The organism is Ornithinimicrobium sufpigmenti (genome assembly GCF_004322775.1).
Classification (GTDB): Bacteria; Actinomycetota; Actinomycetes; order Actinomycetales; family Dermatophilaceae; genus Ornithinicoccus; species Ornithinicoccus sufpigmenti.
The window spans coordinates 3,539,314-3,563,626 of the sequence record NZ_CP036403.1; the positions used below are offsets into that span (position 1 = coordinate 3,539,314).

The following is a 24,313-nucleotide window of genomic DNA, read 5'->3' on the forward strand; positions in this document are numbered from 1 at the left end:
GCCTCCACGAGCACCTGGCGGACGGGACAGCGGGGGAATGCTCCCCCGCCAGGCCCGGTTGCCCGGGTATGCGCATCGACATCTGGTCCGACATCGCCTGCCCCTGGTGCTACATCGGCAAGCGCCGCCTGGAGGGAGCCCTCGAGGGCTTCGAGCACCGCGACGACGTGGAGGTCGTCTGGCACAGCTTCGAGCTCGACCCCGGCGCCCCGGTGCCGCCGACGGAGAAGACCTCGGTGCACCTGGCCAAGAAGTTCGGCGGCGGGTCGGAGCAGATCGCGCAGATGACCCAGCAGGTGGCGGACACGGCGCAGGGTGAGGGGCTGGACTACCGGCTCGAGGACACCATGCACGTCTCGACCCGGGACGCGCACCGACTCCTGCACCTGGCACGGGAGACTGGCGGCCACGAGCAGCAGGGCACCCTCAAGGAGCGGCTGCTGGAGGACTACTTCGTCAAGGCGCTGGACGTCAGCGACCACGCCGTGCTGCGCGCCGCCGCAGCCGACGTGGGGCTCGCTGAGCCGGAGGTCGACCGCGTGCTGACCTCGGGCGCCTACGACGACGACGTGTCGGCCGACATCCAGCAGGCGCGGGCCTACGGCGCCAACGGGGTGCCGTTCTTCGTGGTCGACGGCAGGTACGGCATCTCGGGCGCCCAGCCGACAGAGGTCTTCGCCGGCGCGCTGCGGCAGGCCTGGGCGGAGTCCCACCCGCAGCTGACGACGATCGCCGGCGACGCCGACGCAGAGGCGTGCGGCCCGGACGGCTGCGAGGTCCCGCAGCGGTCCTGACCCTTCCTAGACCCTGACTTCCCTTCCTGACCCCCGCGCCCGCGCGCTCCGGACAGCCCTAGCGGGGGCGACGCATGCTGGCCCGGTCAGCCAGCAGGTAGGCGATCGCCGCGGCCAGGGCGGCGAAGAACGCTCCGACCGCGCCCAGGAGCACGACGTCCTGCAGCGTCGACCTGCTCGCGGTCTCCGGGCCGAAGAAGCCCACGGCGCCACCGAGCACCAGGCCGATGACCGCGCCCGTGATGAGGAAGCTCCACATCTGCGGCCGCCGGCGATAGGTCACCTGCTGCGGGGCGGGGGTCTGGTCCTGGGGGCTCACGTCCTCCAGTATCCCCCGCGCGGTCCTCAGTCCGTGTGTCCGCCCGGTCCCCCGGCCGGTCTCGCCCCTCCCCACGCTCAGGTCATGCGTCGGGCAGGACCGGCAGGTATGCCGTGAGGTCGGCCCGCTGCCCCGATGCGCGCAGGGCACCGCTCGCCTCCGCGTCGGACCACGCGAGCCGGCCGGTGGCCAGCCCCAGCCAGGTCTGCGGGTCGGTCTCGACGACGTTGGTCGGGGTGCCGCGCGTGTGCCGCGGACCCTCCACGCACTGCACGGCCGCGAACGGCGGCACCCGGACCTCGACCGAGCGCCCGGGGGCCAGGCTGGCCAGCTCCTCCAGGGTGTAGCGGACCGCGGTGGCCAGCACGGTGCGGGGCACCTCGGCCTGGGCGACGGGCGCAGCAGCCGGCCCGTCGGCCGGCCCGCCCATACCCGGTGCGTCGCCCGGCGCGCCGACCGTGGCGTCCGCCGACCCGTCCCGGGGCTGCGCGGCCAGCCAGGCGGCGACGGCCTGCTCACCGGCGGCGGGGTCGGTGCGGCGACGGGGCGGCATACCGGACCGCCTCAGAGGGGGGCGCGCTCGATGGGGCAGGACATGCAGCGGGGGCCGCCGCGGCCGCGGCCGAGCTCTCCCCCGTCGATCTCCAGCACCTCGATGCCCAGACCGCGCAGGTAGTCGTTGGTCACGGTGTTGCGGGCGTAGGCGAGGACGACGCCCGGCTCGAGCGCCAGCAGGTTGCACCCGTCGTCCCACTGCTCGCGCGAGGCCGCGCGGGGGTCCTGGGCGGCCTGCAGGATCCGCAGCCGCTCCAGCCCCAGGGCGCGGGCGATGACCTTGTCCATGTCCTCCGGCGCATGCCGGGTGACGACCAGCTGCAGCTCGCCGTCGACCTCGTCGCCGGCGGTGAGCGTCCATGAGGGCAGGTCCGGCAGGCCGAGATAACGGGTGAAGGACTCCTCGTCGACCATCGTGAACACCGTGTCCAGGTGCATCACGGCGCGGGCCTTGGGCATGTCCAGGGCGATGATCGTGCTCACCTCGTCGCTGGCCAGCAGCCGCCGCGCGAGCCGCTCCACGCCCTGGGCCGTGGTGCGCTCGGAGAGTCCGACGAGGACCACCCCGTGGCCCAGGACGAGGATGTCGCCACCCTCGGCCGTCGCCGGGCCCGAGTCGATGCCGTGGCTCCACCACTGCATACCGGCCTGGGCGAACATCGGGTGGTAGCGGTAGATCGCGTCGTAGTGGACGGTCTCCCGGCGCCGAGCCTTCTTGTGCATCGAGTTCACCGCGACCCCGCCGTAGATCCACGCCGAGGTGTCGCGGGCGAAGAGGTGGTTGGGCAGCGGCGACATCAGCGCCTCGTGGTCCGCCAGCTGCTCGACGACCAGCGACTGCGGCGAGGAGATCCGCTCCAGCACCTCGGCCTTGGTGATCCCCCCGATGAGGTAGGTGGTGAGCTCGGCATCGTCCATCCCGTCGAACATCTCGCGCACCGCGCCGGCCGCCAGCGGCCCGAAGTGCCGCTCGTCCAGGCTGTGGTCGAGCACGTGGGCGCGCGCCTCCGGCACGGCGATCGTCTCGCGCAGCAGGTCGGCCAGGTGCAGCACCTCGACCCCGCGCTGCTCCATCACCTGCACGAAGTGGTCGTGCTCCTGCTGCGCGCGCTCGACCCAGAGGATCTCGTCGAAGAGGTACTGCTCCCGGTTCTCCGGCGTGAGGCGGTGCATCTCCAGTCCCGGCCGGTGCACGATGACCCGGCGCAGCGTTCCGACCTCGTTGCCGACGTGCAGCGTCATGGTGGTCCTCTCGTCAGGTGGGTATGCCGTAGGGCCGACTCATCCTTGCACGCCCCGCGCAGACCGGACCGGCCCAGGACGCGAAGAACCCCTCGCGCACCTGGAAGAGCTCGGCTGCCCTTGCTGCATTCCTGCCCTGGGGGAGTTCACCGAGGTACCACCGCACGAGGGGTCCGGCGCCTAGTCTACTGGGCCGTCGCCGGGGGACCAAGCCTGCCGCTCACCCGAGCCCGAACCACGCCGCGGCCACGCCCAGACCGGCCACCACGAAGGCGATGGCCCAGACCCGGTCCAGGTTGACCCAGTGCGTGCGCAGGATCCGCAGGCCCACCGTCTGGTAGACCAGCAGCGCGACCGCCCCGGCGGCGAACGCCATACCGGCCGCGTGGACGAGCGCGACCTGGACCGCGGCGCCCAGGTCACCCGCGAGCGACCCGGCGTGGGCATGGTGGCCGGGGTCACCGGTGGTGTGCAGCAGCACCGGCGCCAGCATGAGCCCCGCACCGGTCACGGTGGACATGAGGAAGGACCACCAGGCCAGCTGCCAGGGCCGCAGCCGCATCCCGACCCAGCGGAAGTGGCGGGGCCGCAGCAGGAGGATCAGCCCGAAGACCAGCAGGGCCACCGTGACCACGCCCATCGCCAGGCTGCGGGAGACCTGGCTGGCGAAGAGGGTGATGATCAGTGCCGAGGGCAGGACGGCAGCCTCGTGGCCCAGGACGATCCAGGCCAGCGAGCGCACGATGGAGCGCCGGCTCTTCTCCTGCAGCCCGTAGGACAGGGCGAAGAGCCAGCCCATCGCGGGGTTGATCCCGTGGAACAGGCCCAGGCCGATGGAGGCGAGGAGCGCGGCGGCGTCCACGCCGGAGGCGCCGGCGTCGTGGCCGGCATGGGTGAGCAGCATCAGTGGTCAGGGTCTCCGCACGGTGGTCTGCGAGATGAGGTCCGCCAGCCGCTCCGTCAGCTGTAGCAGTAGGAGTCGCTGGAGGCGTCGCCGCCCTCCAGGTGGGTCTGGTGGACGCGGTTGCCACGGAAGTCCGCGCCGTGCGGGAAGAACCGCTCGTCGAGCGTCATCCCTCCCTGCTCGGTGTCGATGTGCGCCATCGCCATCCAGGCGCCCACCCCGTCGGGGTAGAAGTTGTCGTCCCAGGCGCCGTAGAGGGAGTTGGTCCAGTAGACCCGCTTGCCGTCGCGGCTCACCTCGACCATCTGGGGTGCGCCGGCCAGGGGCAGGTCCGGCGCCGCGGGGTGCGAGGCGCGGGACATGATGCCGCCGAGCTGGATCTCGCCGACCTTGCGGGGGTTCATCGGGTCGGTGACGTCGAGCTGGATGGCCCGACCGGTGCCGAAGCAGGAGACGTAGAGGAAGCGGTCGTCGACCGAGAGGTCCACGTCGGTGACCAGCGGCGGCACGGCCTTGAACGGCTTGAGGACGTCCGGGAGGCGGTGGACGTCCTCCTCCGCGACCGGCTCGGCCGGGATGTCGTAGACCTTGTGGATGGTGAAGTCGCCGTCCTTGCCCTCGCGGCGCCAGCACCAGATGGAGGCGGAGAGGTCTTCCAGGGAGACGGCGACGCCGATGAAGCCGTACTGCTGGTCCGGGTCGTGGGCGGGGCGCAGCTCGAGAGCGAGCTGGTACTGCGGGCCGAGCTCCAGCGCCTGGAGGTGCTTGCGGCTGACGAGGTCGAAGACGTGCAGCTTGTTGCCGTACTTGCCGGCCAGCAGGTCCTCGACGATCAGGCCGTTCTCGATCTGTCGGGGGGTGCCCCACTCGCTGGTGATGAGCCGGTCGTGGTTGATGTGCCACCAGAAGTCGTAGGCGAGGTACTGCGGGCCGCGGTCCTTCTCCCAGGTGCCCTTGACCTCGAAGGTGTCGTGGTCGAGCAGGGCGATCCCGCCCGGACCCTCGTCGCCCTCGGCGGTGCCGAGGTTGGTGATGTAGATGCCCTCGGGGCCGCAGTGGGCGGTGTGCGGGCGGGAGTATCCGGACTTGGCCTTGTACTCCTCCGGCTCGATGATCTTGGCGATCTTGGGGCTACGCGGGTCGTCCTTGACGTCGACGAAGTGGATGCGGCTGGAGCGCAGGCCCATCATCAGCAGGTAGCGCCGCTCGATGTGCGGGTGCGGGTTGTTGGGGCACAGTGCCGAGGAGCAGGCGTTCCACCCGTGGTGGTGCAGCTCGTCGCCGTAGTTGGGCATCTCGCACCAGCCGACGACCTCGCCGAAGTCCGCGGCGTCCGGGTCGACACTGACCACGGCCAGCGCGTCCTTGTTCGGCTCGCCCTCGCCGCGCCAGAAGGTGGCGACGAACGCGTGCTTCTCGTCCGGGGCCACGGCGGCCATGCCGGGCGAGGGGTAGAAGGTCGGGTCGGGCTTCCAGGTGGCCATGGTGCATCCGATCAGTGATGGTTATGGGTATGGCTAGCGAGGGTGATCCTCGCACGATTCTGACGGCAGCCCCAACCCGACCCCTGCGCACCGGCCAGCGACCGCAGACGCGGGCGGGGAAGCGCGCTGTGGGATCGGATGGTCGGGCGGTGCGGCGGCCCCAGGACAGGGCCACCAGGGCCCGCGGATTTCTGGCCCACGGCGCCCGTCAGGTATCCTTCTCGGCGGAGGATTCGCATAGTGGCCTAGTGCGCACGATTGGAAATCGTGTTGGGATAAAACCCTCGGGGGTTCAAATCCCCCATCCTCCGCCACTGCAAGGGGCCCCGGACCGGGATGGTCCGGGGCCTCTTGCGCGCCCGGCGGACTTCGCGCCGCCCTGCCACCCCCCGACAGGGCATGCGCCGGCGCAGGCGAGACCCGGCCACCCCGCCCTGGTGCCGGAACGGTGTGTCACATCCGTTGCTAGCACCACGGATGTGTCACACCGTTTCCGCACCTCCTGAACTCGCAGGGATTCAGCTGTCCTCCTGCGGCCTCAGGTCAGCGGCGGCGGCCGATGCCGAAGATCGAGCGGGTGATCTCCCGACCGATGACGGTGCCGGCAGAGCGCAGGGCGCTCTCCATGCCCTTGCCAAGGGCGTCGCGCTGCCGCTGGCGGGCTGTGGCCTCGGCGGTGGCCTCCCGCTCGGCAGCCTTCTGCGCGGCGGCCCGCCGCTTCTCCGCCTCCTTCTCCAGCCTGTGCTCGGTGGCCAGCCGCTCCTTCTCCATCTCGGCCGCGAACGCCTCCGCCTCGGCGGCCAGGGCTGCCTGCTCCATCCGGGCCCGGAGCAGCTCGTGCGCGGACTCACGGTCCACGGGCTCGGCATACCTGCCCGCCAGCGGCGAGCCGGAGGCGAGCCTGTCCAGCACCTGCTGCGAGGCCGGCCCGATCTGTCCCTGCGGGGCACGGAGCATGGTGCGGGCCACCGGCGTCGGCGAGCCCTGCTCGGAGAGCACGGTCACCACGGCCTCGCCGGTGCGGAGGGAGGTCAGCACCTCGCCGAGGTCGTACTCGCTGGTGGGGTAGGTCGACACCGTCGCCCGGAGCGCCTTGGCGTCATTGGGCGTGTGCGCACGCAGCGCGTGCTGCACCCGGTTGCCCAGCTGGCCGAGCACGGAGGAGGGCACGTCGGTCGGCGCCTGGGTGACGAAGAAGACGCCGACCCCCTTGGACCGGATCAGCCGCACGGCCTGCTCGACCGACTCCAGGAACGCCGGGGAGGCGTCCTTGAAGAGCAGGTGCGCCTCGTCGAAGAAGAAGACCAGGGTCGGCTTGTCGGGGTCACCGACCTCGGGCAGGTCCTGGAACAGCTCGGCGAGCAGCCACATCAGGAAGGTGGAGAACAGCACCGGCTTGTCCTGCACTCCCGGCAGCTCGAGCAGGCTGATCACCCCCTTGCCGTCGGCGCTGGTGCGCAGCAGGTCCGCGGTCTCGAACTCCGGCTCGCCGAAGAAGTCCTCGCCGCCGGCCGCGGCCAGCGCGGTGAGCTCGCGCAGGATGACGCCTGCGGTGGACCGCGCCAGGCCCCCGACCTCCTTCAGGTCCTCCTTGCCATCGTCGGAGACCAGGTGCTGGATCACCGACCGCAGGTCCTTGAGGTCCAGCAGCGCCAGACCCTGCTGGTCGGCCCAGAAGAAGACGAGCGCCAGGCTGGACTCCTGGGTCTTGTTCAGCCGCAGCACCTTGGACAGCAGGGTCGGGCCGAAGGAGGTGATGCTCGCGCGCACCGGGGACCCGGGGCCGTGGCCGCCGAGGTTGAACAGCTCGACCGGGTATGCCGTGCCCTCCCAGTCCTGCCCCAACCCGGCCATGCGCTCGGCGACCCGGCCACCGCCCTCGGCGGGCGTCGCCATACCCGTCAGGTCGCCCTTGACGTCGGCCAGGAAGACGGGGACGCCCGCGTCCGAGAGCTGCTCGGCCAGCACCTGGAGGGTTACGGTCTTGCCGGTCCCGGTCGCGCCGGCGACCAGCCCGTGCCGGTTCATCGACCCCAGGGGCAGGCGCACCGCCGCGTCGGGGACGACCTGCCCGTCGTCGACCGCGGCTCCCAGGAGGATGCTGGGGCCCTCGACGGCGTAGCCGGCGCGGATCAGGTCGATCTGGCGCGCGTTGACGCTCTCCTCGCTCACGGTGCTGACAATAGACTCCGGCACATGATCTTCAAGGGAGTCGGCGATGGCCGCCCCTACCCTGCCCACCCCCTTGACGAGACCGGCGACTGGGGCCACCTGCCGCCGCGCATGGTGCGGCTGGACGAGCTGATCACCACCCGCTCGGTGCTGGATCTGCGGGCGCTGCTGTCCCAGGACTCCACGTTCTACGGCGACATCTTCTGCCACGTCGTGCGGTGGCAGGACGAGCTCTACCTCGAGGACGGGCTGCACCGGGCGCTGCGGGCGGCGCTGCAGGGCCGACCTGCGGTGCACGGGCGTGTCCTCGACCTGGACGACCCCCGCGCTCGATAACCTCGTGCGCCGGAGAGGAGACAGCGACGTGGGATATGTGCGCACGGCCGGGATGTCGACGGCAGCCCGGCGGGCGCGCCGCCGGGCAGGACTGGTCATCGCCGGGCTCCTCGCCGCCCTGCTCCTGGCCCTGTTGATCGCGCTGGCCGTCGTGCAGGGCTGGTTCGGCCTCGGGGGCGGTGACGCCGACGACGCCAGCCAGACCACGGCCGTGGCGGTCCCCGTCCCCTCGATGCTGCCCAGCGAGGTCAGCGTCAACGTCTTCAACGCCACCAGCCGCAGCGGCCTGGCCGGACGGACCGCCGACTCTCTGCGCGAGCGCGGCTTCGACGTCCAGGGGGTGGACAACACCTCTGCCGTCGAGGGCGTCGGGGTGATCCGCTACGGCTCGGAGGCGCAGGAGCAGGCCGAGCTGCTCGCCGAGTCGGTCGGGCAGGGGATGGTCCTGGAGCTGGTCGAGCGCGAGGGCACGACGGTCGACCTCGTCCTGGGTCCTGACTGGACCGATCTCTCGTCCGACGCCGAGGCGACCACCGACGGCTGAGCTCTCGGCGGGCGCAGGCCGGACCGGCCGAGGCGTCGGCGCAGGACTACCCGGCCGGGCTGAGCCGTCGGCGGGTGCACGGTCGCCGGAGCGGCCCGACTCCTCACCACTCACCCTGTGGACAGGACCCGCACCGCCGACGCGGAACTTCCTACCGTCGGCAGATGGACAGCTACCCGTCAGTGCCGCCTCCCCCACCACGGCCCGGTATGGCGCCGCCCGAGCCGACGGCGCCGTGGCGACCGCCCCCTCCCCAGCCCGTCGAGCACCCTCAGGCCACGACGGTCATGCTCCTCGGCGTGCTGAGCATCGCCGGATTCTCCTTCCTCGGCCCCGTCGCCTGGACCATGGGGCGTCGAGCCCTGGCGCAGGCGGACGCCGCCCCGTTCCCGACCGCCAACCGCTCGGTGCTCGAGACCGGGACCAGACTCGGACGCTGGGGCACCTACATCCTGGTCGGCACGGTCGCACTGATCATGCTGGCCGTCGTCGCGGTCGTGGTGCTGGAGGCGACCGCCCGGTGAGTTGACGCCGGCGCCGGCCGTGACCGGCCGCCGGTCGCTTCGTGTGTCACGGCCGCCAGCCGGTTCGGGTCCCCTCAGGCCGCCGACCGGATCGCGTCGTGACCACCGGTCAGCCGCCGGCCAGCATCAGCACGCGGTCCTGCTCAGGGTTCCACCAGCGCAGACCCACCACGCGGCGGATCCCTTCGCCCGCGGGTGACGACGTGGCACGCTCTGCCGAGCGCTCGCCGGCAGACGCTTGCGCCAGGAGCGACAGAGCGGTAGCGACCGCCTCCGGACTCAGCCGCTGCGCCAGGGTCAGGTGGGGCAGCCACGGGCGAGGATCGGCACCCGGCCACAGCTCGACCAGCCGCGCCCGCACCCCGAGCAGTGCGATCGGGGGTGTCACGAGCTCGACCAGGGTGCTCCACCCCGGCCGCCCGAGGAGACCCAGACCCGACACGCGCAGGTCGACCGGCAGCAGACCGCCGATCGCCTCCGCTGCGAGCCGCAAGGCCTTCTCGGGGGGCGGAGGACCGCTCAGCACGGTGACGTGCGGGCGGTGCGTCGCGCCGGTATGCCGCATCAGGGATGGAACCCCACCGGCCGCCAAGGCGGCCCAGCTCGTCCGCACCGCCTGCTCCCCCACCTCGTCGAGCACCAGCTCCAGGGCGTGCGCCCGGCCCCTGCCCCGTGCCAGACCCACCGCCTGGGCGTGACTCTCGGCACCGGTCGTCTCGCCTCGGCCGTCCCTCACCTAAGCCACCCTAGAACCGACCGACGCGGCGTGCCGGCTCCCGTGCCGGGGCCGCCCGGAAGAGGGACCGCGGAGCCGTGCCTGGCTGGCGGCAACCACTCACGCCGGGGCCAGCAACAGACGACCGCGCCTGCGGAATTGCGTCTTCCGAACGTGCGCCCCTACACTGGATAGACTTTGACAAACACTAGACAAGCAAGGCACTGACCATGGTGACCACCTTGAGCCCGGCCGTCGACCTCACTCCGGAGACTGCCCCCGGCACGGCCGTCGACCACCCCGGTGAAGGGGACGCTCACTCCGCGACACGGACGCCGGAGTGCCCACGACCCCCTCGGTAGTGGAGACCCCCGACTCGTCTACTACCCCGCGCCGCCGTGGCAGGGCGGCCCGCGACACCAGCTGAGCCTGAGACGGGGCGTGACGACGGTCGGCGGTGCCCCCGAGGACGACCTCTTCGCGTCCGGGATGCAGCCCGGGCACCTCAGGATCGAACGCGACCCGACCACGGACAGGCACGAGGTCGTGCCGGTCCCAGTGGCGCTCACCCTCGTCGACGGGCAGCCGCTGGAGGTCCCCGTCGTGTTGCGCACCGGCACGGTCCTCCGAGCCGGCGACCTGGAGTTCTCCTACGTCCGGGAGCAGTATGCCGACCAGGGCCGGCCGAATGGCGGTCGTCAGGCCGGGGAGCTCTGACCGGGCCGCAATTTCGGGCTCCTTCCGCGCTCGGGTAACCTTTCCGGCGGTGGCGTGTCCGAGCGGCCTAAGGAGCGCGCCTCGAAAGCGCGTGAGGGCGCAAGTCCTCCGTGGGTTCAAATCCCACCGCCACCGCCACACCCGATGTCACCGACATCCGAGCGGGCCGGATCTGCCTCGCGCAGGTCCGGCCCTTGTTCGTCTCGCCGCCCCCTCCCGCTCGCTCCCCGGCCCGAGTGGGCCCGATCAGCGCCGCTGGCCGAAGAACTCCAGCAGCAGGTCCGCGCACTCCTGCTCGAGGACCCCACCCACGACCTCGACCCGGTGCAGGGCGCGGCGGTCGCGGGGGAGGTCCCAGACCGACCCGCAGGCCCCGGCCTTGGGGTCCCAGGCGCCGAAGACGACCCGGCCCACGCGGGACAGCACGGTCGCGCCCGCGCACATCGCGCACGGCTCCAGCGTGACCACCAGCGTGCACCCTTCCAGCCGCCAGGACCCGAGCGCCTCCCCAGCCTCGCGCAGGGCCCGTACCTCGGCGTGCCCCGTCGGGTCGTGCTCGGCCTCCCGCACGTTGTGCGCCCGACCCAGCACCACCCCGTCCGGCCCGACGACCACCGCACCGATCGGGACGTCCCCCGCACCGTCCGCCACCACGCCGGCGGCCTCGGCGAGCGCGAGACGGACCCACTCCTCATACCGGGCGAGGGCACCGGTGGGACGAGCCATGGGTGGGGTGCCGGACTGCGCGCTCACGACCTAGAGTCTGTCCCATGCGCGTCCACGTTGCCGACCACCCGCTCATCGCCCACAAGCTGACCTACCTGCGGGACAAGAGGACCGACACGCCGACGTTCCGCCGGCTGGCCGACGAGCTGGTCACGCTGCTGGCCTACGAGGCGACCCGCGAGGTGCGGGTCACCCCCTTCGAGATCGAGACCCCGGTCGCGCGCACGCAGGGCATCCACCTGTCCAGCCCCAAGCCGCTGGTGGTCCCGATCCTGCGCGCCGGCCTCGGCATGCTCGACGGCATGATGAAGATGCTGCCCACCGCCGAGGTCGGCTTCCTCGGGCTGGAGCGCAACGAGGAGACCCTCGAGGCCCGCACCTACGCCAACCGGCTCCCGGAGGACCTGGACAAGCGGCAGTGCTACGTCCTGGACCCGATGCTGGCCACCGGCGGCACCCTCTCCGCGGCGATCCGCTTCCTCGTCGACCTGGGCGCCGACGACATCACCGCGGTCGTGCTGCTGGCCGCCCCCGAGGGCATCGAGCGCGTGCAGCGCGAGGTGGCCGACATCGGCGCCCCGATCACCCTGGTCACCGGCGCGATCGACGAGCGGCTCAACGACAAGGGCTACATCGTGCCGGGCCTGGGCGACGCCGGCGACCGCCTCTACGGCGTGGTCTGAGCATGACGGCACGCCTGCAGCGGGTCTCGGAGCGGTCCGATGTCGAGCCGTTCTACGTCATGGAGGTGCTCAAGGCCGCCGCCGAGCGCCAGCGCACCCACGGCGACGTCCTCATCCTCTGCGCCGGGCAGCCTTCGACCCCTGCGCCGACGGCTGCCCGGGAGGCGGCGGTGGCGGCGCTGCAGGACGGCGAGGTCCTGGGGTATACCGAGTCCACGGGCATCCTGCCCCTGCGCCAGGCCATCGCCACCCATCACCGGGAGACCGCCGGCATCGAGGTGCACTCCGACGACGTCGTGGTCTTCCCCGGGTCCTCCGGCGCCTTCACCGCGCTCTTCCTGGCAGCCTTCGACCCGGGCGACACGGTGGCGATGACCAGGCCGGGCTACCCGGCATACCGCAACACCCTGCAGGCGCTGGGCTGCCGCGTCCTGGAGCTGGACTGCGGAGCCGAGACCCGCTACCAGCCGACGGTGGCGATGCTCGAGGCCCTCGACGAGCCGCCCGCCGGCCTCATCGTCGCCTCCCCGGCCAACCCGACCGGCACCGTGATCGATGCCACCGAGCTGGCCGCGATCGCGAAGTGGTGCGAGGAGCACGGGACGCTGCTGATCAGCGACGAGATCTATCACGGGCTGACCTACGGCCGTGAGGCCGCGAGCGCCTGGGCCACCTCGCGGTCCGGCGTGGTCGTCGGCTCGGTGAGCAAGTACTTCTCGATGACCGGGTGGCGCATCGGCTGGCTGCTGGCCCCGCCCGCGCTGCGACGGCCGCTGGAGGTGCTCACCGGCAACCTCAACATCTGCGCCCCGGCCATCGGCCAGGTCGCGGCGATCGGTGCGCTGACCGCCGGGCACGCCGAGCTCGACGCCCACCGGGAGCGGTATGCCGTCAACCGCGACCTGCTCGTCCGGCGCCTGCCCGAGCTCGGCCTGGGCGAGTTCGCCCCGCCGGACGGTGCCTTCTACGCCTGGATCGACGTGGGCCACCTGACCCAGGACTCGGTGGCCTGGTGCACGGCGCTGCTCGACGACTGTGGCGTCGCGCTGACCCCCGGGGTCGACTTCGACACCGTCGAGGGGCACCGCAAGGTCCGGCTGAGCTTCGCCGGGGCGACCGAGGAGGTGGCCGAGGCGCTGGACCGGATGGCCGCCTCGCCACTGCTGAGGGGCGAGGAGCCGCGATGCTGTCGATGATCCGGCGGATCCTGCTGGTGCTGGTTCTGGCTTTCCTGCTCTACGCGGTGATCACCAACCCGGACGAGGCTGTCGACATCGGGCGCGCCGCGTGGGACCTCGTCCGCGCAGGCTGGAGCAGCCTGCGCGAGCACATCGACCAGCTGGTCGCGGCCGTGCGCTGACGGACCTTCCGGCGCGAGTCACACCGCTCAGAGGTCCAGCACCCAGCGCTCACCCTCGGGCCGGAAGCCGATCCGCCGGTAGTACGGGTTCCTCATCCCCGCCGGCGACAGCACCCGGCGATAGCCGCGGCCCGCGAACAGCCCCGACTCCCGGAAGACGAACTCCCCGGGCGAGAAGTCCCGGTGCCGCTGCGTCACGTAGTCGAGCACGATCTCGGCGGTGCCGTCCCCGGCGTCCCGGGTCACCACCATGCCGACGGTCTCGTCCCCGAGCACGACGAGGTAGGCGTCCTGGTCCGAGGCGACGGAACCGGCGAACTGCGGGTTGAACCGGGCGATGTCCTGGCCGTGCACCTCCAGCACGTGCTGCAGGTAGCGGTCGTCCGGCCGCACCTCGAGCACCGTGTAGGCGGCGGCGTCGTGCCGGGCCCGCAACATCCTGGTCAGGTAGACGATGTTGATCAGCGACAGCACCGCGTTGAGCCCGACCATCGGCCACACCTCGATGACGGCGTTGTAGGTGAGCAGCACCAGCGACCCGACGAGGTTGACCAGCCGCAGCCGCAGCACCCGTGCCTGCAGCAGGCTGATCACCAGGATCGTCGACCCGGTCCACCCGACCACCTCGACCCAGTCCATGGACGGAGGGTAGGGGGTGCCGTCGACCTCGTGTCGCCGGTCGGGGGCAAAGCGTGTCGCCGGTCGGAGGCAAAGCGTGTCGCCGGTCGGAGGCTGGGCCGGCGGGGGCTGGGCCGGCGGGGGCCGGCGGCGTCGGGCGCGGCGCACCGCATACCTAGAATGCCGCCATGGCAGTCCGTCCCATCACGATCATTGGCCACCGCGCCCTGCACTCCCCGACCAAGAAGGTCAAGGAGGTCACCGACGATATCCGCACCCTGGTCGCGGACATGTTCGACACCATGGAGGCGGCCGACGGCGTCGGCCTGGCCGCGAACCAGGTCGGCTCGCGGCTGCGCATCTTCGTCTACGACTGCCCGGTGAGCAAGGACGAGCGCGAGCGTGGTGTCGTCATCAACCCGGTGCTGGAGCGGCTCGGCACACCGCCGCCCCTGGACGAGGACGAGGACGGCGAGGGCTGCCTGTCCGTGCCGGGCGAGTGGTTCCCGCTCGCACGTCACCCACGGGCCCGGGTGACCGGGACCGACCTGGACGGCAACGAGGTCGTCGTCGAGGGCGAGGGCCTGCTCGCCCGCTGCCTGCAGCACGAGACCGACCACCTCGACGGCTATCTCTACGTCGACCGCCTCACCGGCCCGGTCAAGGCCGAGGCCCGCGAGGCGGTCAAGGACCGTGGCTGGGCCGCCGACGGCATCCTCAAGTGGGACCCCACGACCAGCAAGGCCGAGGACGTCTGACGCAGCCGTGCTGACGCTGCGTGCCGATGGAGCAGGTCACCGAATGCTGCGCCTGTGCACGCTATCGTGCAGATTCACGTGCACAGCCGCAGCACTGGGCGAAGTCCGGTGCGTAGGAGCGAGCCGCAAGAGCGCCGGGGCGCGACACCGGCCACGCCGGCCGCAACAAGGGTCCTAGTCGCGCGGATCGAACCGGCGCGGACCGCGCCCGGCCACTACCCTGAGGGCGATCGTCGTCGCGGCCGACGGAGGGCGCACGGCATACCCCGGACAGCACGAAGGAGTGGTGAGCGTGCGGCTCGCGAGCAGACTGGACGACCTGGGCACGGAGACGGCGTTCGCCGTGGCGGCGGCGGCCGCCGACTGGAAGGCGCGCGGCAACGAGGTCTACCCCTTCCACCTCGGCGACCTGGACTTCCCGCTCGCCGAGCACATCGTCGAGGCGATGAACAGGGCCATCGCCGACGGCAGGACCGGCTACTGCCCCGGCCCGGGGATCCCCGAGCTGCGCGAGGCCCTGGCCGACGACATCGGCGGCCGCCGCGGCCTTCAGCTCGACCCGGCCGAGATCACCGTGATGACCGGGGGCAAGCCGGTGATCACCAAGTTCGTGCAGGCCGTGATGAACCCCGGCGACGAGGTGCTCTACCCCAACCCGGGCTTCCCGATCTACGAGAGCCAGATCGAGTACCACGGCGGCGTCGCCCGGCCCTACCGCTACCTGCCGACCGACGACGGCTTCCGCATCGACCTGGACCAGGTGCGCGAGCTGATCACCGACAGGACGGTGGCGATCATCTACAACGACCTGCAGAACCCGATCTCCGCCGAGTCCAGCGACCAGGAGCGGGAGGCGATCGCGCAGCTGGCGCAGGAGCACGACCTGTGGGTCCTCTCCGACGAGGCCTACTTCGAGATGCGCTACGAGGGCGAGTCCCGCTCGATCGCCTCGCTGCCGGGCATGCGCGAGCGCACGGTGATCCTCTACACCTTCTCCAAGAAGTTCGCGATGACCGGCTCCCGGCTGGGCTGCGCCGTCGCACCGAAGGAGCTCAGCCAGGTCTTCGGCACGATGAACACCAACGACGAGTCCTGCACCACCCACTACGTCCAGTGGGCCGGCATCGCGGCGCTGCGTGGGCCGCAGGAGCCCGCGCAGGAGATCCTGCGCACGCTGCGGGGCCGCCGCGACGCCGCCGTCGAGCTCGTCAACGACACTCCGGGCATGTCCGTGGAGACCCCGCGCTCGACCTTCTACCTCTTCCCCGACGTCACCGAGGCGATCCAGATCGTCCAGGCAGAAGGGCTGGCCGACTTCGCCGAGCAGGCGCTGCACCACACCGGCGTGAGCTTCTGCACCCGCAACCACTTCGGCCGCCCGCAGCCCGGCGAGGACCGCCGCTACATCCGGTTCGCCTACTCCGGCCTGCCCGAGCACCGCATCCGCGAGGGGCTCACCAGGCTCCGCGACTGGGTGGGCTCGTTCTGATGGGGCGCGTGGTCATCACCGGCAGGATCCCCAAGCCGGCGCTGGACATCCTGCGGCGCGCGGGTCACGAGGTGGTCGCGTGGGAGAGCGAGGAGCAGCAGTCCCGGGACCAGCTCCTCGAGCAGGTATGCGGTGCCGACGCCCTGGTCACGCTGCTCACCGAGCAGGTGGACGGGGAGCTGCTCGACGCCGCGGGCGAGCAGCTCAAGGTCGTCGCGAACGTCGCCGTCGGCTACAACAACATCGACGTCGAGGCGTGCCGCGAGCGTGGCGTCGTGGCGACCAACACCCCCGGCGTGCTCACCGACGCCACCGCGGACCTGGCGATGGCGCTCATCCTGATGGCCACGCGCCGTCTCGGTGAGGGCGAACGGGTGATCCGGTCGCAGACCCCGTGGCAGTGGGGCATGTTCTACCTGCTCGGCTCCGGGCTGCAGCGCAAGACGCTGGGTGTCGTGGGGCTGGGCGCGATCGGCGCCGCGACCGCCCGGCGGGCCAGGGCGTTCGGGATGAACGTCATCTACTCGTCCCGGTCCGCGGCCCCACGGGAGGTCGAGGCGGAGCTCGGGGCACACCGCGTCGACATGGACACCCTGCTCGCCGAGAGCGACGTGCTCTCCCTGCACTGTCCCTACTCCCCGGCCACCCACCACCTCATCTCCGCCGAGCAGCTGGCTGCGATGAAGTCGAGCGCCTACCTCATCAACACCGCCCGAGGGCCGGTCGTCGACGAGGCGGCGCTGGTCGAGGCGCTCAAGGGCGGGCAGATCGCCGGGGCCGGGCTGGACGTCTTCGAGGACGAGCCGCAGGTGCACCCGGGTCTGCTGGACTGCGAGAACGCCGTGCTCCTGCCGCACCTGGGGTCGGCGACCATCGAGACCCGCACCGCCATGGCCACGCTGGCGGCCGACAACGTCGCCGCGGTCCTGGCCGGGGAGAACCCGCCCACGCCCATCGGCTGACCCGCCCCTGGACCGGCCGGTCCGGTAGGCGGCGCTCACACCCGGGGCGGGGCTGCCAGCCCCGATCGGCTGAAGGGACGCCGAATCGACCGGGTGAGATACGTCATACCGGCAGGGTCGTCGCCCGCGCCCTCGCGCAGGCCATCGCGCAGGCCAGAAGGGGCGCACGCACCCACCCATGGCGAAGGCCCCCACCGCGTGCGGTGGGGGCCAGTCCATCTGTCTCAACACAGAGCGCGCCCGAAGGGATTCGAACCCCTAACCTTCTGATCCGTAGTCAGATGCTCTATCCGTTGAGCTACGGGCGCAACGAGGGTCAACCTTACACCGCCGAGGCCGGGACGGCTAAATCGGCGACCTGACTGGCCACCTTCGACCCCCTGGTCGGGGCTCCGCACCCCTGCCACCCCGAGTGGGACGGCGCAACCCCTGACGCTAACGTTGCGGGATAGAGGCAGCGCAGCCTGACCGCCTGCCCACGACGCCGGCGCCGCCGGGAAGGGACGCTCTGATGCAGGAGATCAAGACCACGGGTGGAACCACCCACAAGGAGCTCGACGCCTGGGTGAAGGAGGTGGCTGCCCACGTCAGGCCTGACGAGGTCGTCTGGATCGATGGATCCGATGAAGAGATCGAACGCATCAACAACCTGCTCGTGGAAGCCGGCACCTTCACCAAGCTGGCCGAGGACAAGAAGCCCAACAGCTATCACGCGCTCTCCGACCCGCAGGACGTCGCGCGGGTCGAGGACCGGACCTACATCTGCTCCCAGGAGGAGAAGGACGCCGGCCCGACCAACAACTGGATGGACCCCGAGCAGATGAAGGCCAAGCTCTGGCCGCTGTTCGAGGGCTCCATGCAGGGCCGGACGATGTACGTCATCCCCTTCGTCATGGGCCACCTGGAGGCCGACGACCCGAAGTTCGGTGTCGAGATCACCGACTCGGCCTACGTCGTCGCCTCGATGCGGATCATGGCCCGCATCGGCGCCAAGATCCTGACCAAGATGGAGGAGACGGACGCCGTCTACGTCAAGGGTCTGCACTCCGTCGGCGCCCCGCTCGAGCCGGGCCAGGACGACGTGCCGTGGCCGTGCAGCGAGACCAAGTACATCGTCCACTTCCCCGAGGAGCTGGCGATCTGGTCCTACGGCTCCGGCTACGGCGGCAACGCGCTGCTCGGCAAGAAGTGCTACTCGCTGCGCATCGCCTCGGTGATGGCCCGCGACGAGGGCTGGATGGCCGAGCACATGCTCATCCTCAAGCTGACCAGCCCCGAGGGCGAGGTCCACTACGTCGCCGGCGCCTTCCCCTCGGCCTGCGGCAAGACCAACCTGGCGATGATCGAGCCCACCATCCCGGGCTGGAAGGCCGAGCTGGTCGGTGACGACATCTCCTGGATGCGCTTCGGTGAGGACGGGCGCCTGTATGCGGTGAACCCCGAGTTCGGCCTGTTCGGCGTCGCGCCGGGCACCGGGCGCGACACCAACCCGGTGGCCATCGAGACCATCGACAAGGGCAACTCGATCTTCACCAACGTCGCCCGCACCCCCGACGGCGACGTCTGGTGGGAGGGGATGACCAAGGAGAAGCCGGCCGAGCTCATCGACTGGCACGGGGAGAGCTGGACCCCCGACTCCGACCGCCTCTCCTCGCACCCCAACAGCCGGTTCTGCACCCCGATCAACCAGGTGCCGAACATCGCGCCGGAGTATGAGGACCCGCGGGGTGTGCCGATCTCGGCGATCATGTTCGGCGGCCGCCGCAAGACGACCGTGCCGCTGGTGAGCGAGTCCCGGGACTGGCAGCACGGCACCTTCATCGCCTCCACGCTCTCCTCCGAGACCACCGCGGCGGCCACCGGTGCGGTCGGCGTCGTCCGGCGCGACCCGATGGCGATGCTGCCCTTCATGGGCTACAACGCCAGCGACTACTTCGCCCACTGGCTGAACATCGGCAAGCAGGCGGACGCCTCCAAGCTGCCCAAGGTCTTCCTGGTCAACTGGTTCCGTCGCGACGAGGACGGCGGCTTCCTGTGGCCCGGCTTCGGGGAGAACTCCCGGGTGCTGAAGTGGATGATCGACCGCATCGAGGGCCGCGTGGACGCTCAGGAGAGCCCCATCGGCCTGCTGCCGATGCCGGAGGACATCGACACCGAGGGCCTGGACACCTCCACCGAGGACGTCGCCAAGGCCCTGGCCTTCAACCCCGAGGAGTGGAAGGCGGAACTGCCGCTCATCCGCGAGTGGTTCGACAAGTTCGGCGACGACCTGCCGGGCGCCCTGGAGGACGAGCTGGCTGCTCTGGAGCAGCGCCTGTCGGAGGAGGTGCAGGTCTGATGGGCATCACCCCAGGCGAGGAGCCGGGCCCGGTCGAGGAGCAGCCCCTGCTGGCCGAGGAGCCGCTGCCCCCCGGTTCCGAGCTGGCCGAGAAGGTGGAGGAGCTCGACGAGCGGATTCGCCAGGCCGGTCCGGAAGAGGTCCGGGAGGCCGATGAGGAGGCGGACGCCGTCGAGGGCGACGCCGACGACGACACGCGGACCCGCGACGCTGACGCGGGGTCCGACGCGGACTCCGACGCGGACCCCACCTCCGACGAGGGCGCAGACCCCGAGGACCCTGAGGCCCAGCACGGCTGAGCCTGTCGACGAGAACGCACGAACCCCCGGCCCGCGAGGGCCGGGGGTTCGTGTGTTGATCGGCGGAGGCGGAGGGATTTGAACCCTCGATGGGGCTATAAACCCCAAACCCGCTTAGCAGGCGGGCGCCATAGACCAGACTAGGCGACGCCTCCAGATCGAGGTTCAGGGTAACCTCCTATCGGCACCGAGGCCAAAACCGGCTCCCAGTCCGTGACCAGCCACCCTTGGTAGACATCGGGCTGCCAGCCGAACTACGCGACCGATGCGAGAGGGACCAGCACGTCCATGAGCGCCGACGACGACCGCGCCGAGGCTGACGACGGTCGGCACGGCGACGGTGGGCCTGGTGACGGTGGGCCTGGTGACGGCCAGCCCGCGCGGACGGGGCAGCACCGGGACCGTGACGGGATGGGCCGCGCGCTGGGGCTGACCACGCTGAGCGCGATCCTGCCGGGGGCGGGGCTGCTGCGCACGCGCAGGTGGAAGCTGGGGCTGGGGATCGTGGCGGCGGCCGTCGGGCTGCTGGCCGGCATCGGCGTCTACGCCGGCGTCAACGGGCTGACGACGACCGCCTTCCAGACGGCCGCCGACACCGGCCGGCTGCGGCTGATCCTCGGCGTGGCCGTCGCGGGGACCGTGCTGTGGATCGGAGTGATCGCGCTGACCGCGGTGCTGACCCGTCCGCGACGGCCCAGCACGGGGCAGAAGGTGTCGCTGGCCGCGTTCACGGCCCTGCTGTGCGTGGCCGTCTCCGCGCCCGCCGCGATCGGGGTGCGCTACATCAGCGCCCACGTCGACGCGGTGGACCGGGTCTTCAACTCCGGCTCGATGGGTGGCGGCGGGCCGGACGCACCGCAGCCGACGTCGCTGGTCGGCAACGACCCGGAGAACCCCTGGGCGGACCTGCCCCGGGTGAACGTGCTGCTCCTCGGCTCCGACGCCACGGAGGCCCGCGAGGGCACCCGGACCGACACGATGATGGTCGCCAGCATCGACACCACGACCGGCGACAGCGTCCTGTTCTCCATCCCGCGCAACCTGCAGAACGTGCCGATCCCCCGCGACCTGCCGCTGCACGAGCTCTACCCCGACGGCTACAACTGCGGGCCCGAGTGCCTGATGAACGGCATCTGGACCGCGGCCGAGGCGCACGCCGAGGAGCAGCCCGACCTCTACGTCGGGGATCCCCACCCAGGGCTCACCGCGACCCAGCGGGTGCTCGCGCAGGTGCTGGGCCTGCCGATCCACCAGACGGTGATCGTCAACCTCCAGGGCTTCGAGGACCTCATCGACGCCATGGGCGGCGTGGTCGTCAACGTGCAGGAGCGGATCCCGATCAACGGGCGCACCTACACCGACGCCCAGGGCCGGCTGCAGCTGGACCCCAACTCCCCCCGCCTGGAGTGGCTCGAGCCCGGCCCCCAACGCCTCGACGGCGACCAGGCGCTGGGCTACTCCCGCTCCCGGGTCACCTCCGACGACTTCAGCCGGATGCGCCGGCAGCGCTGCATGGTGGCCGCCGTGGTCGACCAGGCCAACCCGATGACGATGCTGCAGCGCTACCCGCAGATCATCGGCGCCGTCGGCGACAACATGGTCACCGACATCCCGGTCTCCGACCTCGACGAGTGGGCCGAGCTGATGCTCAAGGTCCAGGGTGCGCAGATGCAGAGCCTGCCGCTGACCTCCTCCAACATCGACACGGCCGCCCCCAACTACTCCCAGATCCGCATGTGGGTGTGGGACGCGCTGTATGCCGTGGACCCGCCGGAGCCCGCCGCGGACGCCGACGACGCCGGGGAAGAGACCGGCACCGCCGACGACGCCGTCAGCGCCGCCCCCACCCCGGAGGACACCCCGGACACCGACGAGGCAGAGATGACCACCACGCCCGCCGACCAGCTCAGCGACATCGGCGCCGTCTGCAGCTGACCGTCACGGCCGCATACCGGAAGCAGCATGCGGAAGGCCCCCGCCACCAGGTGGTGACGGGGGCCTTCGCGGTGCTCGGGGAGGGTGACCTCAGAGCGGACGGACGGCGTCGGCCTGAGGGCCCTTGGGGCCCTGCGTGACCTCGAACTCGACCCGCTGGGCCTCGTCGAGGGACTTGTAGCCGTTGGTCTGGACGGCCGAGTAGTGGACGAACACGTCGGGGCCACCGCCATCCTGAGCGATGAAGCCGAAGCCCTTCTCCGAGTTGAACCACTTCACGGTTCCCTGTGCCATGGGCGATCTTCTTTCTGCTGTGCTGGTGCAAGTGCGACCCCACGCACCTGCGTGGAGCCGGTCTTGGCAGCACTCCCCCGGCTCACCCCGTCGCACACCCTCGGGCGAGGACGCGTGGTCCGGGCTGTCTCTCGCAAGGGAAATGCAACGTCAACCGCCGCCAACGGTAGCAGGACCGGGCCCCTGGGGCGACCCTCGCGACATGCGATGATGAGGGCCTTGGAGGGTTCGCATAGTGGCCGAGTGCAGGCGCCTTGAAAGCGCCCGAGGGAGACCTCCGTGGGTTCGAATCCCACACCCTCCGCCGTCGGGATGCCGCGCAGGCATCCACGCTGGGCCGAGTGACCGGCCCACGCTCTTCGACATGCCCCTGCACGGCGCGGGTTGTAGGGTCAAGACCGGTACATGACCCCAACAAGGAGGAGTCATCATGAAGAACAAGCTGATGCTGCTGATCGCCGGCGGCGCCGGATACGTCCTGGGTGCCCGCGCGGGCCGCGAGCGTTACGACGAGATCGCCGACCGGGCCAACAAGCTGTGGACGGACCCCCGCGTGCAGGAGAAGGTCGAGGAGGTCAAGGCCAAGGCTCCCGAGGTGGCCCAGATGGTGGGCGACCAGGCCAAGAGCAAGGCCGGTGACCTCAAGTCCAAGGCTTCCGACAAGGGGTCCGAGATGGGTGGCGCCATGGGTGACATGGGCGGCAGCTCCGGCAGCGACAGCGGCTCAGGCGCCGGCTCCAGCGGCGGCTACGAGAACGCCACCGGTGAGGTCACCGGGGACGGCGAGATCAAGGTCGACGACTCCGGCTTCGGCCCGGGTGGCGACAAGCTCCCCTGAGCTGATCTGCTTCGCCCTCCCTGCGCACGCCGCCTCGAGGGTATGACGTGAAGCGGCCCCTCTCCCGCGGGAGAGGGGCCGCTTCGTGCGTGCCGGGCGCGCGCAGATCCAGCGCTTCGGCTCAGATCCAGAGCGCCGGCTCGTCGTAGAGGATGGCCTGCGGGTCCGCGCCGGGCTCGGAGGACCGGACCTTGGCCGGGATACCGGTGGCCACGCACATGGACGGGACGTCCTTGGTCACTACGGCGTTGGCGCCGACCTGGGCACCGTGGCCGAGGGTGATGTTGCCCAGGACCTTGGCCCCGGCGCCGATGGTGACACCGTCGCCGAGCGTGGGGTGGCGCTTGACCGGGTCCAGCGACCGCCCGCCCAGGGTGACCCCGTGGTAGAGCATGACGTCGTCGCCGACCTCGGCCGTCTCACCTATCACCACGCCCATGCCGTGGTCGATGAAGAACCGCCGGCCGATGGTGGCCCCGGGGTGGATCTCCACCCCGGTGGCCGCCCGCGCCACGTGCGAGATCACGCGGGCCGGCAGCGTGACGCCGCGGTTCCACAGCTCGTGGCTGACGCGGTGGGTCCAGATGGCGTGCAGGCCGGGTGAGGCCAGCGCCATCTCCAGCCGGCTGTCCGTGGCCGGGTCACGCGCGATGGCCGCGTCGAGGTCCTCGCGGACGCCGGCCACGGCGCGCCTCAGCATCCCGGCGGCACGGCCGGGCGTCCTGACGAGGGCCGCGAGCATCAGTCAGTCAGCCCCTCGAAGAGGACGGTCGACAGATAGCGCTCACCGAAGTCGCAGACGACGGCGACGATGGTCTTGCCGGCGCTCTCGGGACGACGGGCGACCTCCAGGGCGGCGTGCACGATGGCACCGCTGGAGATGCCGGCGAGGATGCCCTCCTTGGTGGCAAGGTCACGGGCCACCCGCACCGAGTCGTCGAGGGTGACGTCGGCGACCTCGTCGTAGATCTCGGTGTCGAGGATCTCCGGCACGAAGTTGGCGCCCAGACCCTGGATCTTGTGGGGTCCGGCCTGGCCCCCGGACAGGATCGGGGAGTCGGCCGGCTCGACCACGACGAGGCGCAGATCGGGCTTCTGCTCCTTGAGGTAACCACCGGCCCCGGTGATGGTGCCGCCAGTGCCGACGCCGGAGACGAAGATGTCGACCTGGCCGTCGGTGTCGGCCCAGATCTCCGGGCCGGTGGTGGCCCGGTGCACGGCGACGTTGGCGGGGTTGGCGAACTGGCGGGCGCGCACCGCGCCCTCCTTCTCGGCGATCTCGTCGGCCTTGGCGACCGCGCCCTTCATCCCCTCCGCGCCCGGGGTGAGGATCAGCTCGGCGCCGTAGGCACGCAGCAGGGCCCGGCGCTCCAGGCTCATGGTCTCCGGCATGGCCAGCACGACCCGGTAGCCGCGGGCCGCGCCCACCATGGCCAGCGCGATGCCGGTGTTGCCCGAGGTGCCCTCGACGATGGTGCCGCCAGGCTTCAGCTCGCCGCTCTCGACGGCGGCGTCGATGATGGCCGCGCCGATGCGGTCCTTGACCGAGTTGGCGGGGTTGGCGGACTCCAGCTTGACCAGCACCTGGGCACCTTCGGCGATGCCCTCGGTGAGGCGGTTGAGGCGCACCAGCGGGGTGCGGCCGATGGTCTGGGTGATGTCGTCGTAGACGGCCACGTGAAGGACCTTTCATCAGGGGATGATGGG

27 protein-coding genes, 5 tRNA genes and 1 other RNA gene are annotated in these 24,313 nt (G+C 71.2%); 18 read left to right on the forward strand and 15 right to left on the reverse strand.

Annotated features, from left to right (window positions below):
- Window positions 1-68 precede the first annotated feature (68 nt).
- Window positions 69-794, forward strand: a complete 726-nt coding sequence (locus ESZ52_RS16235) for a DsbA family oxidoreductase (RefSeq protein WP_131105838.1) — start codon at window positions 69-71, stop codon at window positions 792-794.
- A gap of 58 nt (window positions 795-852) precedes the next feature.
- On the opposite strand, the gene ESZ52_RS16240 is transcribed toward ESZ52_RS16235, so the two are convergent.
- From ESZ52_RS16240 to ESZ52_RS16265, 6 genes are all read right to left on the reverse strand, one after another.
- The gene (locus ESZ52_RS16240) at window positions 853-1,113 is read right to left on the reverse strand and encodes a hypothetical protein (protein WP_131105839.1); all 261 of its coding nucleotides are present in this window, start codon (window positions 1,111-1,113) and stop codon (window positions 853-855) included.
- 82 nt (window positions 1,114-1,195) lie between these two features.
- A complete protein-coding gene (locus ESZ52_RS16245) occupies window positions 1,196-1,666 on the reverse strand; it encodes a sterol carrier family protein (protein ID WP_131105840.1) in 471 nt (156 codons plus the stop codon).
- Window positions 1,667-1,677: 11 nt separating this feature from the next.
- Window positions 1,678-2,910, reverse strand: coding sequence for an arginine deiminase (locus tag ESZ52_RS16250; protein ID WP_131105841.1), 1,233 nt, complete (start codon window positions 2,908-2,910; stop codon window positions 1,678-1,680).
- Window positions 2,911-2,990: 80 nt separating this feature from the next.
- Window positions 2,991-3,087: signal recognition particle sRNA small type (gene ffs / locus ESZ52_RS16255), an RNA gene on the reverse strand.
- 43 nt (window positions 3,088-3,130) lie between these two features.
- The gene (locus tag ESZ52_RS16260; protein ID WP_131105842.1) at window positions 3,131-3,814 is read right to left on the reverse strand and encodes a hypothetical protein; all 684 of its coding nucleotides are present in this window, start codon (window positions 3,812-3,814) and stop codon (window positions 3,131-3,133) included.
- 56 nt (window positions 3,815-3,870) lie between these two features.
- Window positions 3,871-5,298 carry a selenium-binding protein SBP56-related protein gene (locus tag ESZ52_RS16265; protein ID WP_131105843.1) on the reverse strand — a complete coding sequence of 476 codons (1,428 nt, stop codon included), beginning with the start codon at window positions 5,296-5,298 and terminating at the stop codon, window positions 3,871-3,873.
- 226 nt (window positions 5,299-5,524) lie between these two features.
- Between ESZ52_RS16265 and ESZ52_RS16270 the strand changes: the two genes are divergently transcribed.
- Window positions 5,525-5,612 (forward strand) — tRNA-Ser (locus tag ESZ52_RS16270).
- A 229-nt stretch (window positions 5,613-5,841) separates the two neighbouring features.
- Here the strand turns inward: ESZ52_RS16270 and ESZ52_RS16275 are convergent.
- A complete protein-coding gene (locus tag ESZ52_RS16275) occupies window positions 5,842-7,470 on the reverse strand; it encodes a helicase HerA-like domain-containing protein (protein ID WP_131105844.1) in 1,629 nt (542 codons plus the stop codon).
- Between the two features lie 24 nt (window positions 7,471-7,494).
- Here ESZ52_RS16275 and ESZ52_RS16280 point away from each other — a divergent pair, with 24 nt between their 5' ends.
- From ESZ52_RS16280 to ESZ52_RS16290, 3 genes are all read left to right on the forward strand, one after another.
- On the forward strand, window positions 7,495-7,806 hold the full coding sequence (locus ESZ52_RS16280; RefSeq protein ID WP_131105845.1) for a type II toxin-antitoxin system VapB family antitoxin: 312 nt from the start codon (window positions 7,495-7,497) through the stop codon (window positions 7,804-7,806).
- Window positions 7,807-7,834: 28 nt separating this feature from the next.
- Window positions 7,835-8,350, forward strand: coding sequence for a LytR C-terminal domain-containing protein (locus ESZ52_RS16285; RefSeq protein WP_131105846.1), 516 nt, complete (start codon window positions 7,835-7,837; stop codon window positions 8,348-8,350).
- A 164-nt stretch (window positions 8,351-8,514) separates the two neighbouring features.
- On the forward strand, window positions 8,515-8,874 hold the full coding sequence (locus ESZ52_RS16290) for a hypothetical protein (protein WP_131105847.1): 360 nt from the start codon (window positions 8,515-8,517) through the stop codon (window positions 8,872-8,874).
- Between the two features lie 109 nt (window positions 8,875-8,983).
- Here ESZ52_RS16290 and ESZ52_RS16295 read toward each other — a convergent pair whose 3' ends face one another.
- Window positions 8,984-9,610, reverse strand: coding sequence for a 2'-5' RNA ligase family protein (locus ESZ52_RS16295; RefSeq protein ID WP_131105848.1), 627 nt, complete (start codon window positions 9,608-9,610; stop codon window positions 8,984-8,986).
- Window positions 9,611-10,030: 420 nt separating this feature from the next.
- On the opposite strand from ESZ52_RS16295, the gene ESZ52_RS16300 reads away from it, so the two are divergent.
- The gene (locus tag ESZ52_RS16300) at window positions 10,031-10,306 is read left to right on the forward strand and encodes an FHA domain-containing protein (RefSeq protein WP_131105849.1); all 276 of its coding nucleotides are present in this window, start codon (window positions 10,031-10,033) and stop codon (window positions 10,304-10,306) included.
- 48 nt (window positions 10,307-10,354) lie between these two features.
- Window positions 10,355-10,444 (forward strand) — tRNA-Ser (locus tag ESZ52_RS16305).
- 108 nt (window positions 10,445-10,552) lie between these two features.
- Here the strand turns inward: ESZ52_RS16305 and ESZ52_RS16310 are convergent.
- Entirely contained in the window at window positions 10,553-11,032 is a 480-nt protein-coding gene (locus tag ESZ52_RS16310; protein WP_131106703.1) for a nucleoside deaminase, read from the reverse strand.
- 44 nt (window positions 11,033-11,076) lie between these two features.
- Between ESZ52_RS16310 and upp the strand changes: the two genes are divergently transcribed.
- Genes upp through ESZ52_RS19365 form a run of 3 tightly spaced genes read left to right on the forward strand, consistent with a single transcriptional unit; the run spans window position 11,077 to window position 13,075 of the window.
- Window positions 11,077-11,715 carry a uracil phosphoribosyltransferase gene (gene upp / locus ESZ52_RS16315; protein ID WP_131105850.1) on the forward strand — a complete coding sequence of 213 codons (639 nt, stop codon included), beginning with the start codon at window positions 11,077-11,079 and terminating at the stop codon, window positions 11,713-11,715.
- 2 nt (window positions 11,716-11,717) lie between these two features.
- Window positions 11,718-12,911, forward strand: a complete 1,194-nt coding sequence (locus ESZ52_RS16320) for a pyridoxal phosphate-dependent aminotransferase (RefSeq protein WP_202865356.1) — start codon at window positions 11,718-11,720, stop codon at window positions 12,909-12,911.
- Window positions 12,899-13,075: a hypothetical protein gene (locus ESZ52_RS19365; protein ID WP_181010044.1), complete on the forward strand. Its 177-nt coding sequence runs from the start codon at window positions 12,899-12,901 to the stop codon at window positions 13,073-13,075. Before ESZ52_RS16320 ends, ESZ52_RS19365 begins: the two co-directional genes overlap by 13 nt.
- 27 nt (window positions 13,076-13,102) lie before the next feature.
- Here ESZ52_RS19365 and ESZ52_RS16325 read toward each other — a convergent pair whose 3' ends face one another.
- Window positions 13,103-13,714 (reverse strand): YgjV family protein, encoded by a 612-nt coding sequence (locus tag ESZ52_RS16325; protein WP_131105851.1) that lies wholly within the window; start codon window positions 13,712-13,714, stop codon window positions 13,103-13,105.
- Between the two features lie 167 nt (window positions 13,715-13,881).
- On the opposite strand from ESZ52_RS16325, the gene def reads away from it, so the two are divergent.
- The 3 genes from def (at window position 13,882) to ESZ52_RS16340 (ending at window position 16,902) form a co-directional block, all read left to right on the forward strand.
- A complete protein-coding gene (gene def / locus ESZ52_RS16330) occupies window positions 13,882-14,451 on the forward strand; it encodes a peptide deformylase (RefSeq protein WP_131105852.1) in 570 nt (189 codons plus the stop codon).
- A 292-nt stretch (window positions 14,452-14,743) separates the two neighbouring features.
- Complete coding sequence (locus ESZ52_RS16335) at window positions 14,744-15,940, forward strand: pyridoxal phosphate-dependent aminotransferase (protein ID WP_131106705.1); 1,197 nt, start codon at window positions 14,744-14,746, stop codon at window positions 15,938-15,940.
- Entirely contained in the window at window positions 15,940-16,902 is a 963-nt protein-coding gene (locus tag ESZ52_RS16340) for a 2-hydroxyacid dehydrogenase (protein ID WP_131105853.1), read from the forward strand. The genes ESZ52_RS16335 and ESZ52_RS16340 overlap by 1 nt, the downstream gene beginning before the upstream one ends.
- A 235-nt stretch (window positions 16,903-17,137) precedes the next feature.
- Here the strand turns inward: ESZ52_RS16340 and ESZ52_RS16345 are convergent.
- A tRNA-Arg gene (locus ESZ52_RS16345) sits at window positions 17,138-17,210 on the reverse strand.
- A 203-nt stretch (window positions 17,211-17,413) separates the two neighbouring features.
- Here ESZ52_RS16345 and ESZ52_RS16350 point away from each other — a divergent pair.
- Together ESZ52_RS16350 and ESZ52_RS16355 are read left to right on the forward strand one after the other, a co-directional pair.
- A complete protein-coding gene (locus tag ESZ52_RS16350; RefSeq protein WP_131105854.1) occupies window positions 17,414-19,240 on the forward strand; it encodes a phosphoenolpyruvate carboxykinase (GTP) in 1,827 nt (608 codons plus the stop codon).
- Window positions 19,240-19,539: a hypothetical protein gene (locus ESZ52_RS16355; protein ID WP_131105855.1), complete on the forward strand. Its 300-nt coding sequence runs from the start codon at window positions 19,240-19,242 to the stop codon at window positions 19,537-19,539. The genes ESZ52_RS16350 and ESZ52_RS16355 overlap by 1 nt, the downstream gene beginning before the upstream one ends.
- A 63-nt stretch (window positions 19,540-19,602) precedes the next feature.
- On the opposite strand, the gene ESZ52_RS16360 is transcribed toward ESZ52_RS16355, so the two are convergent.
- Window positions 19,603-19,694: transfer RNA gene (locus ESZ52_RS16360), tRNA-Ser, on the reverse strand.
- A 133-nt stretch (window positions 19,695-19,827) separates the two neighbouring features.
- Here ESZ52_RS16360 and ESZ52_RS16365 point away from each other — a divergent pair.
- The gene (locus ESZ52_RS16365) at window positions 19,828-21,474 is read left to right on the forward strand and encodes an LCP family protein (protein WP_131105856.1); all 1,647 of its coding nucleotides are present in this window, start codon (window positions 19,828-19,830) and stop codon (window positions 21,472-21,474) included.
- A 90-nt stretch (window positions 21,475-21,564) separates the two neighbouring features.
- Here the strand turns inward: ESZ52_RS16365 and ESZ52_RS16370 are convergent, their stop codons facing one another.
- Window positions 21,565-21,768 carry a cold-shock protein gene (locus tag ESZ52_RS16370; protein ID WP_131105857.1) on the reverse strand — a complete coding sequence of 68 codons (204 nt, stop codon included), beginning with the start codon at window positions 21,766-21,768 and terminating at the stop codon, window positions 21,565-21,567.
- Window positions 21,769-21,989: 221 nt separating this feature from the next.
- Between ESZ52_RS16370 and ESZ52_RS16375 the strand changes: the two genes are divergently transcribed.
- Window positions 21,990-22,072: transfer RNA gene (locus tag ESZ52_RS16375), tRNA-Ser, on the forward strand.
- A gap of 126 nt (window positions 22,073-22,198) precedes the next feature.
- Window positions 22,199-22,606, forward strand: a complete 408-nt coding sequence (locus ESZ52_RS19370) for a YtxH domain-containing protein (protein ID WP_181010043.1) — start codon at window positions 22,199-22,201, stop codon at window positions 22,604-22,606.
- A gap of 121 nt (window positions 22,607-22,727) precedes the next feature.
- Here ESZ52_RS19370 and epsC read toward each other — a convergent pair whose 3' ends face one another.
- Together epsC and cysK are read right to left on the reverse strand one after the other, a co-directional pair.
- On the reverse strand, window positions 22,728-23,348 hold the full coding sequence (gene epsC / locus ESZ52_RS16385) for a serine O-acetyltransferase EpsC (protein WP_131105858.1): 621 nt from the start codon (window positions 23,346-23,348) through the stop codon (window positions 22,728-22,730).
- Window positions 23,348-24,283, reverse strand: coding sequence for a cysteine synthase A (gene cysK / locus ESZ52_RS16390; RefSeq protein WP_131105859.1), 936 nt, complete (start codon window positions 24,281-24,283; stop codon window positions 23,348-23,350). Before cysK ends, epsC begins: the two co-directional genes overlap by 1 nt.
- Window positions 24,284-24,313 lie beyond the last annotated feature (30 nt).

Coding starts and splice junctions, on each gene's coding strand:
- ESZ52_RS16355 (WP_131105855.1), top strand. CDS start 19,240: ATGGGCATCACCCCAGGCGAGGAGCCGGGCCCGGTCGAGGAGCAGCCC.
- ESZ52_RS16325 (WP_131105851.1), bottom strand. CDS start 13,714: ATGGACTGGGTCGAGGTGGTCGGGTGGACCGGGTCGACGATCCTGGTG.
- ESZ52_RS16250 (WP_131105841.1), bottom strand. CDS start 2,910: ATGACGCTGCACGTCGGCAACGAGGTCGGAACGCTGCGCCGGGTCATC.
- ESZ52_RS16320 (WP_202865356.1), top strand. CDS start 11,718: ATGACGGCACGCCTGCAGCGGGTCTCGGAGCGGTCCGATGTCGAGCCG.
- ESZ52_RS16265 (WP_131105843.1), bottom strand. CDS start 5,298: ATGGCCACCTGGAAGCCCGACCCGACCTTCTACCCCTCGCCCGGCATG.
- ESZ52_RS16260 (WP_131105842.1), bottom strand. CDS start 3,814: ATGCTGCTCACCCATGCCGGCCACGACGCCGGCGCCTCCGGCGTGGAC.
- ESZ52_RS16350 (WP_131105854.1), top strand. CDS start 17,414: ATGCAGGAGATCAAGACCACGGGTGGAACCACCCACAAGGAGCTCGAC.
- ESZ52_RS19365 (WP_181010044.1), top strand. CDS start 12,899: ATGCTGTCGATGATCCGGCGGATCCTGCTGGTGCTGGTTCTGGCTTTC.
- ESZ52_RS16370 (WP_131105857.1), bottom strand. CDS start 21,768: ATGGCACAGGGAACCGTGAAGTGGTTCAACTCGGAGAAGGGCTTCGGC.
- ESZ52_RS16280 (WP_131105845.1), top strand. CDS start 7,495: ATGATCTTCAAGGGAGTCGGCGATGGCCGCCCCTACCCTGCCCACCCC.
- ESZ52_RS19370 (WP_181010043.1), top strand. CDS start 22,199: ATGAAGAACAAGCTGATGCTGCTGATCGCCGGCGGCGCCGGATACGTC.
- upp (WP_131105850.1), top strand. CDS start 11,077: ATGCGCGTCCACGTTGCCGACCACCCGCTCATCGCCCACAAGCTGACC.
- ESZ52_RS16340 (WP_131105853.1), top strand. CDS start 15,940: ATGGGGCGCGTGGTCATCACCGGCAGGATCCCCAAGCCGGCGCTGGAC.
- ESZ52_RS16245 (WP_131105840.1), bottom strand. CDS start 1,666: ATGCCGCCCCGTCGCCGCACCGACCCCGCCGCCGGTGAGCAGGCCGTC.
- ESZ52_RS16290 (WP_131105847.1), top strand. CDS start 8,515: ATGGACAGCTACCCGTCAGTGCCGCCTCCCCCACCACGGCCCGGTATG.
- ESZ52_RS16235 (WP_131105838.1), top strand. CDS start 69: ATGCGCATCGACATCTGGTCCGACATCGCCTGCCCCTGGTGCTACATC.
- epsC (WP_131105858.1), bottom strand. CDS start 23,348: ATGCTCGCGGCCCTCGTCAGGACGCCCGGCCGTGCCGCCGGGATGCTG.
- ESZ52_RS16365 (WP_131105856.1), top strand. CDS start 19,828: ATGAGCGCCGACGACGACCGCGCCGAGGCTGACGACGGTCGGCACGGC.
- def (WP_131105852.1), top strand. CDS start 13,882: ATGGCAGTCCGTCCCATCACGATCATTGGCCACCGCGCCCTGCACTCC.
- ESZ52_RS16310 (WP_131106703.1), bottom strand. CDS start 11,032: ATGGCTCGTCCCACCGGTGCCCTCGCCCGGTATGAGGAGTGGGTCCGT.